General features: G+C 46.9%; 17 protein-coding genes. 8 read left to right on the forward strand and 9 right to left on the reverse strand.

Features of this window, described 5'->3' with window-relative positions; genetic code table 11:
* Positions 1 to 14 precede the first annotated feature (14 nt).
* The 4 genes from cbiM to KGF65_RS04850 are packed head-to-tail and all read left to right on the forward strand — an operon-like array spanning position 15 to position 2,782.
* Positions 15 to 1,001, forward strand: a complete 987-nt coding sequence (gene cbiM / locus KGF65_RS04835) for a cobalt transporter CbiM (RefSeq protein ID WP_216748166.1) — start codon at positions 15 to 17, stop codon at positions 999 to 1,001.
* Positions 976 to 1,797 (forward strand): energy-coupling factor transporter transmembrane component T, encoded by an 822-nt coding sequence (locus KGF65_RS04840; protein ID WP_216748167.1) that lies wholly within the window; start codon positions 976 to 978, stop codon positions 1,795 to 1,797. The genes cbiM and KGF65_RS04840 overlap by 26 nt, the downstream gene beginning before the upstream one ends.
* Before the next feature lies 1 nt (position 1,798).
* Positions 1,799 to 2,530: an energy-coupling factor ABC transporter ATP-binding protein gene (locus tag KGF65_RS04845; protein WP_162255276.1), complete on the forward strand. Its 732-nt coding sequence runs from the start codon at positions 1,799 to 1,801 to the stop codon at positions 2,528 to 2,530.
* 18 nt (positions 2,531 to 2,548) lie between these two features.
* Positions 2,549 to 2,782 carry a hypothetical protein gene (locus KGF65_RS04850; RefSeq protein ID WP_003637349.1) on the forward strand — a complete coding sequence of 78 codons (234 nt, stop codon included), beginning with the start codon at positions 2,549 to 2,551 and terminating at the stop codon, positions 2,780 to 2,782.
* Positions 2,783 to 2,943: 161 nt separating this feature from the next.
* Here KGF65_RS04850 and KGF65_RS04855 read toward each other — a convergent pair whose 3' ends face one another.
* Both KGF65_RS04855 and KGF65_RS04860 read right to left on the reverse strand, forming a co-directional pair.
* Complete coding sequence (locus KGF65_RS04855; RefSeq protein WP_105923454.1) at positions 2,944 to 3,444, reverse strand: DUF3841 domain-containing protein; 501 nt, start codon at positions 3,442 to 3,444, stop codon at positions 2,944 to 2,946.
* A 110-nt stretch (positions 3,445 to 3,554) separates the two neighbouring features.
* Positions 3,555 to 4,304: a hypothetical protein gene (locus KGF65_RS04860; RefSeq protein ID WP_101872604.1), complete on the reverse strand. Its 750-nt coding sequence runs from the start codon at positions 4,302 to 4,304 to the stop codon at positions 3,555 to 3,557.
* Positions 4,305 to 4,973: 669 nt separating this feature from the next.
* Between KGF65_RS04860 and KGF65_RS04865 the strand changes: the two genes are divergently transcribed.
* Positions 4,974 to 6,617 carry a peptide ABC transporter substrate-binding protein gene (locus KGF65_RS04865; protein ID WP_216748168.1) on the forward strand — a complete coding sequence of 548 codons (1,644 nt, stop codon included), beginning with the start codon at positions 4,974 to 4,976 and terminating at the stop codon, positions 6,615 to 6,617.
* Positions 6,618 to 6,830: 213 nt separating this feature from the next.
* On the opposite strand, the gene KGF65_RS04870 is transcribed toward KGF65_RS04865, so the two are convergent.
* From KGF65_RS04870 to KGF65_RS04890, 5 genes are all read right to left on the reverse strand, one after another.
* On the reverse strand, positions 6,831 to 7,640 hold the full coding sequence (locus KGF65_RS04870) for an ImmA/IrrE family metallo-endopeptidase (RefSeq protein WP_101872603.1): 810 nt from the start codon (positions 7,638 to 7,640) through the stop codon (positions 6,831 to 6,833).
* Positions 7,633 to 7,971, reverse strand: coding sequence for a helix-turn-helix domain-containing protein (locus KGF65_RS04875; protein WP_101872602.1), 339 nt, complete (start codon positions 7,969 to 7,971; stop codon positions 7,633 to 7,635). Before KGF65_RS04875 ends, KGF65_RS04870 begins: the two co-directional genes overlap by 8 nt.
* Positions 7,972 to 8,175: 204 nt before the next feature.
* Positions 8,176 to 8,610: a hypothetical protein gene (locus KGF65_RS04880; protein WP_050337995.1), complete on the reverse strand. Its 435-nt coding sequence runs from the start codon at positions 8,608 to 8,610 to the stop codon at positions 8,176 to 8,178.
* Between the two features lie 89 nt (positions 8,611 to 8,699).
* A complete protein-coding gene (locus KGF65_RS04885) occupies positions 8,700 to 8,900 on the reverse strand; it encodes a hypothetical protein (RefSeq protein WP_101872601.1) in 201 nt (66 codons plus the stop codon).
* Positions 8,901 to 8,989: 89 nt separating this feature from the next.
* Complete coding sequence (locus KGF65_RS04890) at positions 8,990 to 9,205, reverse strand: hypothetical protein (RefSeq protein WP_146127351.1); 216 nt, start codon at positions 9,203 to 9,205, stop codon at positions 8,990 to 8,992.
* A 424-nt stretch (positions 9,206 to 9,629) separates the two neighbouring features.
* On the opposite strand from KGF65_RS04890, the gene yaaA reads away from it, so the two are divergent.
* Positions 9,630 to 10,376 carry a peroxide stress protein YaaA gene (yaaA, locus tag KGF65_RS04895; protein WP_050338351.1) on the forward strand — a complete coding sequence of 249 codons (747 nt, stop codon included), beginning with the start codon at positions 9,630 to 9,632 and terminating at the stop codon, positions 10,374 to 10,376.
* A gap of 124 nt (positions 10,377 to 10,500) precedes the next feature.
* Here the strand turns inward: yaaA and pepI are convergent, their stop codons facing one another.
* A complete protein-coding gene (gene pepI, locus KGF65_RS04900) occupies positions 10,501 to 11,385 on the reverse strand; it encodes a proline iminopeptidase (protein WP_216748169.1) in 885 nt (294 codons plus the stop codon).
* Positions 11,386 to 11,522: 137 nt separating this feature from the next.
* Between pepI and KGF65_RS04905 the strand changes: the two genes are divergently transcribed.
* Together KGF65_RS04905 and KGF65_RS04910 are read left to right on the forward strand one after the other, a co-directional pair.
* A complete protein-coding gene (locus KGF65_RS04905) occupies positions 11,523 to 11,678 on the forward strand; it encodes a hypothetical protein (RefSeq protein WP_162985045.1) in 156 nt (51 codons plus the stop codon).
* Between the two features lie 253 nt (positions 11,679 to 11,931).
* Positions 11,932 to 13,260, forward strand: coding sequence for an MATE family efflux transporter (locus KGF65_RS04910; RefSeq protein WP_050337999.1), 1,329 nt, complete (start codon positions 11,932 to 11,934; stop codon positions 13,258 to 13,260).
* A 100-nt stretch (positions 13,261 to 13,360) separates the two neighbouring features.
* Here the strand turns inward: KGF65_RS04910 and KGF65_RS04915 are convergent, their stop codons facing one another.
* Positions 13,361 to 13,687 (reverse strand): helix-turn-helix transcriptional regulator, encoded by a 327-nt coding sequence (locus KGF65_RS04915; RefSeq protein ID WP_101872598.1) that lies wholly within the window; start codon positions 13,685 to 13,687, stop codon positions 13,361 to 13,363.
* Positions 13,688 to 13,753: the final 66 nt, after the last annotated feature.

A 13,753-nucleotide genomic window follows, 5' to 3' on the forward strand; every position in this document is an offset into this window, starting at 1 on the left:
TGAGGTGCTCATCCGTGCATATTCCGGATAATTATTTAAGTCCCGCGACCTGCGGAACCCTTGTCACCGCGATGGTCCCCGTTTGGACCGTTGCCGTCTTGAAAGTCAAAGTTCAACTCAAAACACATCGTGAAACCCTGCCAATGCTCGGCATCGCCGCGTCATTGGTATTTTTGATTATGATGTTTAACCTCCCGATCCCAGGTGGGACGACGGCGCATGCCGTTGGGGGCACACTACTGGCGGTGCTGATTGGGCCGTGGGCGGCTTGCCTTGCACTGACCGTGACGTTACTGCTACAAGCGTTATTATTCGGTGATGGCGGCATCCTCGCCTTTGGGGCCAATGCACTGAATATGGCCGTCATTATGCCGTTCGTCGGTTACGCTTGCTATTGGCTGGGTCAAAAATGGCACCATGAAAAATTAGGACTCGCAGTTGGCGCCTATTTGGGGATCAACATGGCGGCACTCGTTGCAGGAATTGAGCTCGGACTACAACCGCTCTTAGCTCATACGGCAAGTGGCGCCCCGCTCTACTGCCCGTATGGCCTCAACATCACCGTACCGGCTATGCTAGCGGCCCACTTACTGGTCGCGGGCTGGGTCGAAGTTGTGTTCACGTTACTCGTCTTTCAATTCGTGAAACGCGTCGCACCGACCAACCTCTATCAGACGCCACCACGTCGAAATCACCGGCCCTGGATTGCTTTATTGCTGGGACTAGCCGTGCTTTCACCTTTAGGCCTCCTAGCAAGTAATACTGCTTGGGGCGAATGGTCGCCCCACGAATTCCAGCAACGTCTGGTGCAACAGCACATTAGCACCCACGCGCCACAAGGGATGGTCCACGGCTTTCATTTTCAAGCGCTATTTAGCGACTATACGATTGCCGGATTACCGGTTAGTCTGGGATACATTTTATCTGGAATAACTGCCATTTTGATTTTTCTACTTTTGATTCGAGGCCTTCAACATGAAACCAACCCGTCACACCGCTGATCTGCCAGCGTGGCTGCAAACGACCACGACAGTCACCACCGCCACTGCTAAGCATCAGTGGTGGCAACGGAATCAGCAGCATTTACGCCAATTACTGAGCCGCCTCGCGCAGCCGACGCCGGTCACCGTTACGACGCGCTGGCAAATCGCCCCGCAGTTCAAGTTGATTCGGTTACTACTGCTGGTCATCTTGATTGCTGTGAGCCGTAACGCCATCCTGTTATGGGGGCTGGCCCTACTGATTGGTGGCCAATTATTATGGTTACCACCGCACCAACTCCGCCACTTTATCAAAAGTTGGCTCATTAGCGTTGCGGCGGCGCTACTCTTCGTCCTGCCTAGCTACTGGCTAGCTGGCCCTAGCACCTTATTATTTTTCGGCCTCAAAACCAGTCTAATGCTGGCAAACGCCCAGTATTACCGTCTAACAACGCCGTTTCAAGCGTTATTAACGGGCTTGAAGGCGCTCCACTGCCCTGACCTGTTAATCATGACTTTAGCCATTGCGATCACTTACTTGCGGATGCTCGGACAACATTTATTGTTGACGATGGAAGCCTTAGAATTACGGACCGTGGCACCAGCGGCTCATCCGTACCGTTTGATTGGTGTGTTATTCGGTAATTTATATCTCAAAAGTTACGCGTACGCGCTGGAACTCTATGCGGCAATGGAAGCACGTGGTTTCAACGGACATTATGCACGGGCAACGACACATTCAACACATTGGCGTGATTATCTGGCCTTAACACCGGCATTAATCGTGTGGGCCGTCTTTATTTTCTGGAGGCATTAACGTGGTATTGATTAAATTGGTAAATATTTGCTATGATTATCCTGATACATGTGGGTTAAACGCGCTCAATTTGACGATTGATGCGGGTGAGTTTGTGTGTCTCATGGGTCCCAATGGCTCGGGCAAATCAACATTGTTACGGCTCCTCAGCGGTTTAGCGAGTCCCACCAGCGGCACTTACTGGTTGCACGACCAAGCCATTACGGCTGACTACCTTGCCAACGCACAACAACGCCAGCGACTCCATCAACAAATCGGGATGGTCTTTCAAAACACTGACGTCCAGTTGTTTAACACTTCGGTCGCGGCCGAAGTTGCGTTCGGGCCCCGCCAACTGGGATTATCTGCGGCCACCATCAAGCAACGTGTCGACGATTGTTTGGCATTAACTGACTGCGGCGACTTGGCCGACCGCGTCCCGTACCAACTGTCGGGTGGCGAGAAGAAGCGCGTGGCACTAGCTAGCGTGCTCGCATTAAACCCGGAAATTCTATTGTTAGATGAACCGTTGAACGGCCTCACGATCGCCGCTCAACAGCACATGCTGACCCTACTGCAACGGCTACAAGTTGCTGGCAAGACGATCATTATGGCGAGCCACAACTATCAACAAGTTCAAACCGTTGGCGAACGTTTCATTATTTTTAATCCTACCCACCAAGTCGACGCTGACCTAACGCGTACTGCCCTAGCGCAGCAACCCGCGCGGCAAGCGCAATTGATGACTTTATAATTAAGAGGAGTTGAGAAGATGCTTAATCCAAATACTGAAATCCATCGTGGTTGGAACCGGCGCGTCGTTACCGGTAAGACCTTAGCTGAATGTGACGAACGTTTAGTGAAATATTTAAACGATCAAGATTACGGTTCAGGTGAATTCGTCGTTTTACATGAAAATGACGGTAGTAACGAAAATACCGGTTACGACTTACCTGATGGCGACAAATGCTACATCAGTTTCTTGATTTACAACAGCCGACTTTAAGTTGGGGCAACACAAAAAATGCTTACTAGTGATTGATCACTGGTAAGCATTTTTTGTTAAGCTAACGAATAATGATGACGTAAAACGTTACAGCTGCCATTGGTTGTTGCCTCTTTCTCATTGGCACTAAGCAAGCCTGTCGACCAATTGCAGACTCGTGGTTAGCGAACACCCCTTAGATACTTGACGCGTTTGATCCAATCTCGTTTCACGTATGGCAGCACCACTTGACGGTCCCAGTTGTCTGCGGATGCAATGTCGTGGGCGACTAACCACGCTTCATCAAATAACCGTTGCCAGCTATCGACGAGTGCTTGGTCGTGGTCCAAACTGGCGCCAATCAAAATCAGACACCAAGCCTGAAAATTCATCGATAATACAATTTCATCCGGCACATCTAGCCACAAGTGCACCATGGCGACCCGCCGATCTGTTTGTTCCACAGCCGGTAACCCAACTGGTAATTGCGGCCAGGCCCAAATTAAAGCGTGCTGCGTATTAAGTGGAAGCCGGCGCTGCTGATATTGTGTTCGCAACCAGTCATAGGCATACAGCTCTTTCGGCCAATTAAGGTCTCTTGGCATTTCACGAAACCGCGCCGTCGTTAAGATATCCCCTGTCTGCTTGATAAATGGCCGATGCTGGTAGGTTTCTAAAAGCATGTTTTTGCACTCCGAATCTATGATTGATGTTGCTCAATATCATAACATGCGATGTCCTTAAGAAAACAACAACTTCTCTGTCGAAACAAAATTGTTTCACGTGAAACATCTTACTTCAAATAAACTCGGGTCAGTGCTTCATTCATGCGCTGGTTCTCTATTTCTGCGGCGTGAATCGCCTGTAAAACCTGCTGTTCGTCACCCTGTGGCTGCGTTAAAGCCACCCAAGCATCAACATTAGCCTGATGAACATCATCGCTTAAATGTGCCGGAAGCGCCGTTGAAGCTTGTGGTGTTGGTTTATCAATTTGCTGTAATGTGCCGCCTAGCTGGTCAATTGCTGTAATCAACGCCGCCACTGGTGCTTGCAGTGACTCGGTTGCCGTGTCGTTTAACTGACGGAAGCCAACGCTATCCCCTAACGTCCAGTTCCCACTAAAGGTGGTCGTATCCACCGAATCAGTCGTTCGTTGATACGTGATATATCGTATCGGCATTGGACCTGTGACTAATAATCCGGGCATGGCCGCTAAGTTTTGATTAATTTCCGCCAAACTCAATTCACGAAAATCATGCCCTGTGAGTTCATAGCGTCCACCAATTAATTGATAATCCACGAGGCCCATGGCTTTGACTAGGCCGGCTTGCACCTTAAAGCCATCGTACGCCACGTGCAATGCATCAAAGACATCAATCGCTTGCTTGTTCGTCCGAAAGCCAAAGTTGGGACCAGCCCCTTCTGGATAAACGAGATTGCACTGATACTGAAATGAAATCCCAATAACACCCAAATCTTGATTTGCCTGCTTCGCTTCATCACTAAATTCGCCAAAATAACCGGCAACTACTCGAAAACTCATGTCGTGGCGCCTCCTCTGTGTGACTGTTCATTTATGAATTCGTTTACATCCTTGATGTCATTATAATTTCTATTCTCACAGAATGAAAGCTATTAGTTTAGCTGAACTATCGAAAGCCACTAGCCATTTAGCGCCAACACTGTATTATTACCGTTAAAGTCCGTTAGGTAAAAAATCTGATTGTTGACAATCATCCGCTGACCAATATTTTTCCAGCCCTTGACAACTGATTTTCATTAGCGGTATACTCTTTTCAACAAAATATCGTCCTTATAAACCAATGAGGTGGAGATCAAGATTATCGTGCCCGCACAGAGAGTCATCGTTGCTGAGAGTATGGCCGAACGCAGATGATTAAATGGACCACCGAGGGCTTTTCCGAAATCGACATTTGTCGAGAGTACGATAAGACGTGCGACATACGTCAGTTGTCAGGGGAATGTTGGTTCCCTATGGAGTAGGAGTGTTTGCGGAATTTATATGACTAAATTCGTGAACACTCAATTAAGGTGGCACCGCGGTTCTCAAAAACCGTCCTTAACACAGCATTGGCTGGATAAGGACGGTTTTTTTGACTTTCAAACGGGGTGAAATACATGGTCACAAAACGATGGCAAAACTCATTGTACAACTTCAACCAATCTAATTATTCTTTTGGAGGAATACAACATGAGTTTATCACGGGGACACAAATTATTATTAACGATCGGCGGCGTGGCAATTATTGGCGGTATCGGATTCACCGTTAACGCCCATTCGCAGGCCGGTCATACCAAACAATCACAGGTCATCAACTTATCCGCTGGCTCTGAAATCATGAGCCTTGACCCGGCCAAAATGACTGATAGCACTTCTAACAGTCAACTGACGCAGGTTGATGAAGGCCTATACCGCCTGAACAGCCAGAGTAAACCAGTCAACGCCTTGGCAACTAAAACGACCGTGACCAACAATGGCCACACATATACCATCAACCTGCGCCATGATGCGCGCTGGAGCAACGGCCACAAAGTAACCGCCCATGACTTCGTCTATTCATGGAGACGGACGCTTGATCCGAAGACCAAGTCTGAATTCACTTACGTTTTTACGAATATCAAAAACGCTGACGCGATTGCGGCGGGTAAAAAACAACCGTCCACGCTCGGCGTCAAAGCTAATGGCAACTATCAATTGACGATTACGTTAAGCAAACCGGTCGCCTACTTCAAAAAGATTTTAGCCGTTTCGACCTTCTATCCGGTCAATCAAAACGCCGTCCAGAAATACGGGCAAAAGTACGGCACTTCAGCCGCCAAGACCGTTTATAACGGGCCGTTTACACTCACCGGCTGGACTGGGACCAATAATACTTGGACACTGAAAAAGAACCCGACTTATTATGACCATCAGCTCGTTCGACTCCACCAAATCAATTATCAGGTCATTAAGTCTAATACGACGGCCTATAATCTGTACCAGTCAAACAAGCTTGATACGGTCACCCTTAGCGGTGAACAGAGTGTCCAAAATAAGACTAATTCTGAATTAAAAACACTCGCTGGTGGTCGCATCGGTTTCATTCAGTATAATCAGCACGACCACGTTGCCGCCAACCAGAAGCTACGAACGGCGCTATCCTTAGCCATCAATCGCAACCAGTTAACGCACAAGGTATTGGCCAACGGATCGATTCCGGCGAAGAGTTTCGGTGTTCGTAATATGGCTAAGAATCCCAAGACTGGGGCAGATTTTGCCGATGATGCCACGGTCAACGGTACGGTCAGCTATGATTTAGCCAAGGCCCGGACCACCTATCGCCAGGCACAACAACAATTGCATCAAAAGCAGCTGACCTTGTCGATTACTTGTGGTGATGATGATGCCTCGCATCAAATCGCTGAATTCATCCAAGGTCAGCTCACCAGCCATCTACCCGGTCTGAAAGTCAATATCAAGGCAATGCCATTCACTGCCATGCTGGGCAAAGTCTCCAAGGGTGACTATCAGTTGAATCTGACCAGCTGGGCCATGGATTTCGCTGATCCATCGCAATCACTGACGATTCTGACATCTGATAGTAACTCCAACATGGGGCATTATCAAAGCAAGTCCTATGACCGTGCAATGCAAGCCGCTGAAGGCATCGACGCCTTAAATGCAACGAAACGTTATCAAGATTTAGTCCAAGCGGGCAAAATTGCATTGAACGACCAAGCAGTCACACCGTTGTATGAAGGTCGTTCTAGCATCTTGGTCAAATCTCATCTACAAGGTGTCGTTTATAACAACTTCAGTGGTGCCGCCAATTATCGAACTGCTTATGTTAAGTAATTGAACTGATGTTGCGGGCAAAGAGCATGCAACAGCTAATCAGTGGTAACCAATTAACCTGCGTCTGGACAACCGTTTCTAGCTTTGTTCAGTCTTAAAAAAACGAGATTTGCGTGAGTAACATAACTCATGCAAATCTCGTTTTTGGCGTTTGACGAAATTCTATGAAAAATTAGCATGTTTGTATCTATAAAGGTTTTCACCTTTTTTCTATCAACCATTTTCATCCTCGGACAACTGTCTTTCGACTTTTTCTTTTCGCAGTTTCAAATAATTAATAGCCTGTTTTGGATCGGAATTCGTTAAAAAATTTGCCGCTTCCATTAATGTCATTTGACCTTTATCCACTTGTTTTTTAATAAAGGAGGACAGACCGGCAAATTGTTTAAAATTAGCGGCATTATCTAAAGGACTAGGTGGAAAACCGACTTGTTCCAAATATGCCACCCATTCCTCTCTTGTCCATCGTAGTAAATCCCGGCTCATTAATAAATGTAATTCATCTAAACGTCTGCATACGGCCTCATATGGCATTGAAGATACCTCAGCAATACGAACAACCGCTTCCTTGGCAAGTGCAGGATTGGGAACTTCCCGCTGCTGTACATACTTATACCAAGTGTTAACAACTATCTTTTTTGGTAACATCAGAGCCACTGCAAAATGGTCTGCTGCACGTTCATTATCGAAATCTTCTTGGGTTGCAGCAGTTTTAATAACCTCGCTTTGTCTACCCAACATCGAACCTTCTAACGCCAGATGCCACATCTCATGAGCAGCACTATAATAGCGAGCTCTCAAATCTTGATGTGTATTTAAAACGACAAAACATTTATCCTTATAGTTAATCAAAGCGCCAAAAAATTTAGGATCGTCAATATTTTGATAGATGACTTGAGCCGTTTTAGCAATTAGATTTTCTATATCTGAAGCAATAAATATATCCGATCCAACGTTTTCTTTTAAAAAGACATCCGCTGCATTATCCGCGATTACTTCCGATAAACTACTCTGTTTACTCATGGGTCATCGCCTCTAAATCCACATAGCTTTTAATGTCTAAGAGTAGTTTCTTAAACTCCCTTGTGGATTCCCGACTTGAAAGTTCTCCCATTAAAACGTATGCGGGCTCATTAGAATCTTGTTTGTTCTCGTCCTTAGCTAATTGATTGGGTGTCATGCCCGTCACTTTACAAATACCGATCAGATGTTTAGTTTGGATTTTTCTTTCCCCTTTAAGCATCTGACTAAGCATCGTCGGACTGACTTGAATTTGTTCTGCCAACCACACTTGTGATGATTTCGTTTGCTTCAGCCATTTCTTTATGTTTTCAATTACGACTGTATTATTCATTCATCTTATCTCCAAGTCACTGGTTAAGTTTCAACAACGTGTTTATTAGACTCGAGTCTTGTATCATGCTTTACGTCCAGAAACGACCTCACCCCAGCAAAAGACTGGAATAAGGCCGTATAAATAAAGTAAAGCTTGTATTATTTCAACAATCAATTTGGTAGGGACCAGCACGCTTAAAACGACTGTTCTTCTACACTTAGTCTAGTCAAACTGTAACGTTTGTTTTTCGCCACCCACACCGGCATCGACGAACAGTGTGGATAATTTCAATTCGAAGACGACCAAGGTTGATCCAATGGCATCCCATACTTGTTGATAGTTCGGAATCGTTTTTAAATATTGTGGGAGTAACTCATCCATGGTCTTAGTGGACCGTTGTAACTTGACGTGTTGCGCGCGTAAATAAGGGTTCCCGGGCGTCCCGTCATTAGGAATCGTGATAAAGGCAATATCTGGGTTCTGATCATAGACCTTTAAGGCCGGACTCGTCTTAACCGATGAAAAATATAACGTATCCGGCTGATCCGCATACCACACAAAGTTGACGATTTTAACGTCGGCTTCGCTATTAACTGCCGTACTAAGCGCAATCTTATTCGTCGTTTGCGCAACTTGCTTTAAAAGTGCTAAATCCATGATGTCAAACCCCTTTTAGTCTTTAATGTGCTTCAACTAATTATAACGCAACCAGGTTCGATTGGGGAACATAAGTTTGCATTCATCAGTTACTGTAACCAATTTCCAATCAGTTGCTCATAATCGCCAATCAACTGTTCCTGTTCGACGAAGCGTTCTAAGACGTGAATCGTGTTTGCTTCGTCTTGAAAAGGCGCAGGTTCTAACGTTACCGCACGCGTTCGACTCGGGGAGATTTTACCGTACAGACTCAACCACTCGACAACTTGTTGCGGCGTCTGAATGGCCAATAACTGTTCCGCTGTCGTGTGTTTTAGGATTGAGAAAAATTGGGCGGCAATTCAGATGCCCGTGCTCGTCAGATCAGCTTGCGGTGCGTTCAAAGTATGCACATAATCGCAGAATTCATTGATGCGCGTAATATGGCAGTAACCGTACTTTCAGCTTCGACCACTTTTTGCATCATGGATAAATATTCAATTCCACTGCTCGTAATTCGATAAACATACGATTGCTGCATATGAAAGCCACCATTACGCATCGGCATTCGAACTTTCCGGGGTGCCACATCCACTAACCGTGCGTCCTCACTCACGACGCGCAGTACTTCTTTCAAAACCGCATCGCTCAGTGGTCGCTCATCTGCTTCTAAGTAATTGCGGTTATACTTATCTAATAAAAAATTAAGCGTCAGCGCCGTCCCACTACCCCCATCGTGGTATAAAATCGTTTAGACGTTCCACCCAGCCAGTGGGTGATTCTTGTTGCGCCCTAACACGCTCGCCTTCAGCAGTCGCTTCAATGGTTTTGAAATTTTAACGGCCACACCAATCCCTCCTTTCACCAATGCTTCATTAGCCTTAGTATAGGTGAAAGCGGTAGACCCGTCTATGATGAAAACGGGTCAGACGACTCGTCTGCCATTGTCAGAACTTCAGGTCTATATTAAGCTATTACGTAAAAGTGACCTCGTTTCCATTAAATTAATGGCATTATTTTTGATTGAAAGTAGTGATTTCGTGAAAATTATCATCGCTCCAGCTAAAAAAATGATTGTCGATCAAGACGCTTTTCCATCGCTCACGACCCCGGTCTATCTCGACCAAGCACAACAATTACTGACACGGTTGCGGCAATTGAGTTACCCCGAGGCCAAGCAATTGTGGCATTGTAGCGACAAGCTCGCGCAACCCAACTATGATTGGCTGCAAAAAGTTGACCTAACACAACAGTTAACTCCCGCTGTTTTGAGTTACAGTGGGATTCAGTATCAATACATGGCACCAGACATCTTTACCCAACCAGCCCTGGACTATCTCCAGGACCACTTGCGTATTTTGTCAGGCTTTTATGGTATTCTGCGCCCCTTTGATGGTATCGTCCCGTATCGGCTAGAGATGCAGGCTCGGCTTAAGATTGGTGCTTACAAGGATCTCTATCATTTCTGGCATGACCAACTCTATCAGGCGCTGACTCCCCAGCCAGAGCCAATCATCAACTTGGCCTCGCAGGAGTATACAAAAGCGATTCGGCCATATCTGGTGCCTGGGCAACCGATGATTGACATCGTCTTTGCCAGTCGCGTTAATGGTCAGTTGAAGACCAAGGCCACCTTAGCGAAGATGGCTCGTGGCGCCATGGTTCGGTTCCTCGCAGAGCATCAAGTGACCGACGTGGCGGCCATCACCCAGTTTGATCATCCCGATTACCAATTTGACCCTGAGGCATCCACTGACCAGCAATTTGTCTTTGTCTATCAACACTAGTCAGACCAAAAAGATTGCTTCAATAACCTTTATCATCGTCGATGCAGCTCAAAACGGCACCCTATCAGCTAGGGTGCCGTCTTTCGTGCGAGTATTTCCCGGGAAATATTACCCCAGATTTTCGTTAGTCGTGTGTGGCCAACCAGCGTTGCAGACGAGCAAAGTAGGCCGTTGGCTCATCAATAAACGCCATATGCCGGCTATGAGCGAATAACGTCCACGTCGCATTCGGCAACTGGTCGACCATCGTCTTGGCAATCAAGGGCGTACACAGGTCGTCCGTCCCACTGGTGACTAGCGTAGGCACTTGTAACTGACGCAACTTGTCCGTGTAATCGTAGTCGGCGAGCGTGCCGGTCGGGCAGTACTCGTTTGGTCCCCAGGCTGCCTGATAGGCTTGCGTCCCCGTTCGTTTAGGTCGCCGCAAGAATTCCGGGTCAGCGGCCGTGACTGGGCCACTCGCATGCTGGGTCATAAAGTGTTGGTTGGCTGCCTGATATGCCACCCCAGTGAAATCATGGTGCCGCTCCGCTTCTGCAATTGCCGTTTGCTCCGACGTCGGCATCAATCGAATCATTCGATGCTGTTCTTGCGCCCATAATCGAGCAGATGACAAGGTGCTCGCTAGAATCAGGCTTTTAAGGCCTTGGGGCTGATAATCACAACTATAGATAATCGCGAGCATGCCGCCCCACGATTGGCCGAGCAGATGAATAGCCGGCAAATCTAACGCTGTGCGTAAAGCCTGTAATTCCGCCACCCAAGTACTTGCTTGCCACAGTTCTGGCTTATCTGGTATCGACGAGCGGCCGCACCCCAACTGGTCATACATGATAATTGGTCGGCCTGTCTGACGTGATAATTCATCAAAACTTTCAAAATAATTATGGGTTGAGCCCGGGCCACCATGTAACAATAAGAGTGGTGTCAACTCAGACTGGCGATCCCCCACGATCCGATAATAAGTCTGATACCCTCGGAACGGTAAATAACCTTCCGTAATTTTCAAATAATCGCCCACTTTCAGGTTTTTAACGCTTCATTTTATAAAAGTGAAAATATTAATTCTATTCTAATACAACTCAAAGGACAATGGTGATGTAAGCGCTACAATAGATGTGCAGAAATAATCAGAAACGGGTGACTATGATGGTATTAAGTATTATTACAGTTTTAGGAATGGGATTAATTGCAGCGACTGGTGCGCACTTTGTTCACGGCGCTCAAGCCATGCATGCTGGTACGGTCGGCCATCATACCGGTCAAATGCCAGTCAACCTACACCAGATCGACCTTCGTTAATCCAGTAATTAATCTAACCAATTATTGTGGTATTGCACGCTGAATGGCTGTGCAATACCTTTTTTGTCTCGCTAACAGCGCAACTTTGACTGCAACAATTCAGTGCAGCAATCACAACCACGACCTGCTACCATGCAAAATTTCTTGAGCCCCTTGACACCCAAGCGTATCATGAAAATAATGATTATTTTTCTGTCCGTCTCGTCACACCTTCTACGACCGACAGTTCAGATTAAGGAGTGACCTTATTTTTATGAATGATTTATTCGAAAAGGCACCGATTCCTAAAGCCTACTTTCATCTAGCTTTACCCGTGGTGTTAGGAATGGTTGCCAGTATGATTTACAACTTGGCTGACACCTTCTTCGTTGCTCAGACTGGCAACGCTGATTTAGTCGCCGGGATTGCGCTCGGCAGCCCCCTGTTTTCATTTATGCTAGCAATTGGCGATATTTTTGGTCTCGGTGGCAGTGCCGTAATTTCACGGGCGCTGGGGAAACATCATTACGAGCAAAGTGCGCGTATCAGTAGTTTTTGTTTTTACATTGCGATTGCTCTCAGCCTCGTGATTACTGCGTTACTATTGGTCTTTGAGCAGCCCATCCTCGGGTTATTAGGCGCGACTGCCGCCACGCGGCCCTATATTTCAGATTTTTATCGCATCCTAGTATTGGGGTCAACGTTCATCATCGTCTCACTGGTTCCCGGCAATATTATTCGGACTGAGGGCTTGGCGCAACTATCGATGATTGCGACGATCAGCGGGACCGTTTTGACCATCATCCTTGATCCCCTCTTCCTATTTGGCTTTCACTGGGGTGCTTCGGGGGTCGCTTTTGCGAACGTCTTGGGCTACGCCGTGAATACTGGATTGCTGGTGCTCTTCATGCGCCGGACGAAGACTTTGTCACTGGCACCAAAACTCGCACACGTTTCGCGGCCAGACTTTAAGGCCGTGGTCGCAGTCGGAATTCCCGCCTCATTGACCAATCTAACGCAGAGTTTTGGGATGATGATTTTAAACAGTTACTTGGCTGCTTATGGCGCCCAAGCCGTGGCTGCGATGGGAATCGTTCAAAAAATCTACATGGTCGTCATGATGGTGATGGTTGGCTTTGCCTTTGGTGCTCAGCCCCTCATCGGCTATACGTACGGTGCCAAGAATTGGGACCGCCTGCGAGCGACACTCCGGTTTGACTTAAAAATTGAAGGCGGCTATGCTTCGATTTGTGCCATTATTTTGATGTTATTTGCCCCACAACTGATTAAATTATTTATGAATCAAGCCGCAATCATCAGTATGGGAACTCATATGCTCCGGGCGATGCTGCTGACGACACCATTGGTCGGCTTCATTCTAGTCTTCACGACGGTCTTCCAATCAATCGGCGCGGCTATGAGTGCGTTGACGATGGCCCTTTCTCGTCAGGCGGTCTTGCTGGGACTAGCCATCGTGATCCTGGCCCAGTTATTCGGGTTAACCGGGATCATCTGGGCACAACCCGTTGCCGATGTCCTAACTTGCTTGATTGGTTGGGCCCTTTACCACCAGGCGTTCAAAGCCATTCGGACGGCAGCTTAGTCCAAATTTCTTAGCAAATCCCTTTCATCATACAAAAACACCTGCGCAAGAAGACACCCACCAGGGGGCCATTTCTTGTGCAGGTGTTTTTCGTGTTGTGTTAGTTGTTTTGTGAGGATTGTTGACTGGCAATATCAGCCTCTAAGGAAGCGGTCAGCTCCCGCAGTAATTTTAATGTTGGCCCCATATTGGCACGATAATACCGCTCAGTTCCAGTCTGGTTCACTGCTACGATGCCCGCGTCCAGCATTAATTTCAAATGATGCGAGACAGCTGGTCGTGACAAGGCCACTTGCGCCGTAATCTGATTGACCGTCATCTGGTCAGTCCGGCATAGCATCACGAGAATTTGTTGGCGATGCGTATCTTGTAAAATGGTGAAAATTGGCACTCCTGCTTTGAAAATTGCCATCGTTTGTTCTGCCATCTACTCACGTCCTTTAATGATAAAAGCTGGCTTACTCGTTCGTATTCTTAAACCATTTAACACTTG

Origin of the sequence: Lactiplantibacillus sp. 30.2.29 (genome assembly GCF_018991255.1) — a bacterium.
Classification (GTDB): Bacteria; Bacillota; Bacilli; order Lactobacillales; family Lactobacillaceae; genus Lactiplantibacillus; species Lactiplantibacillus pentosus.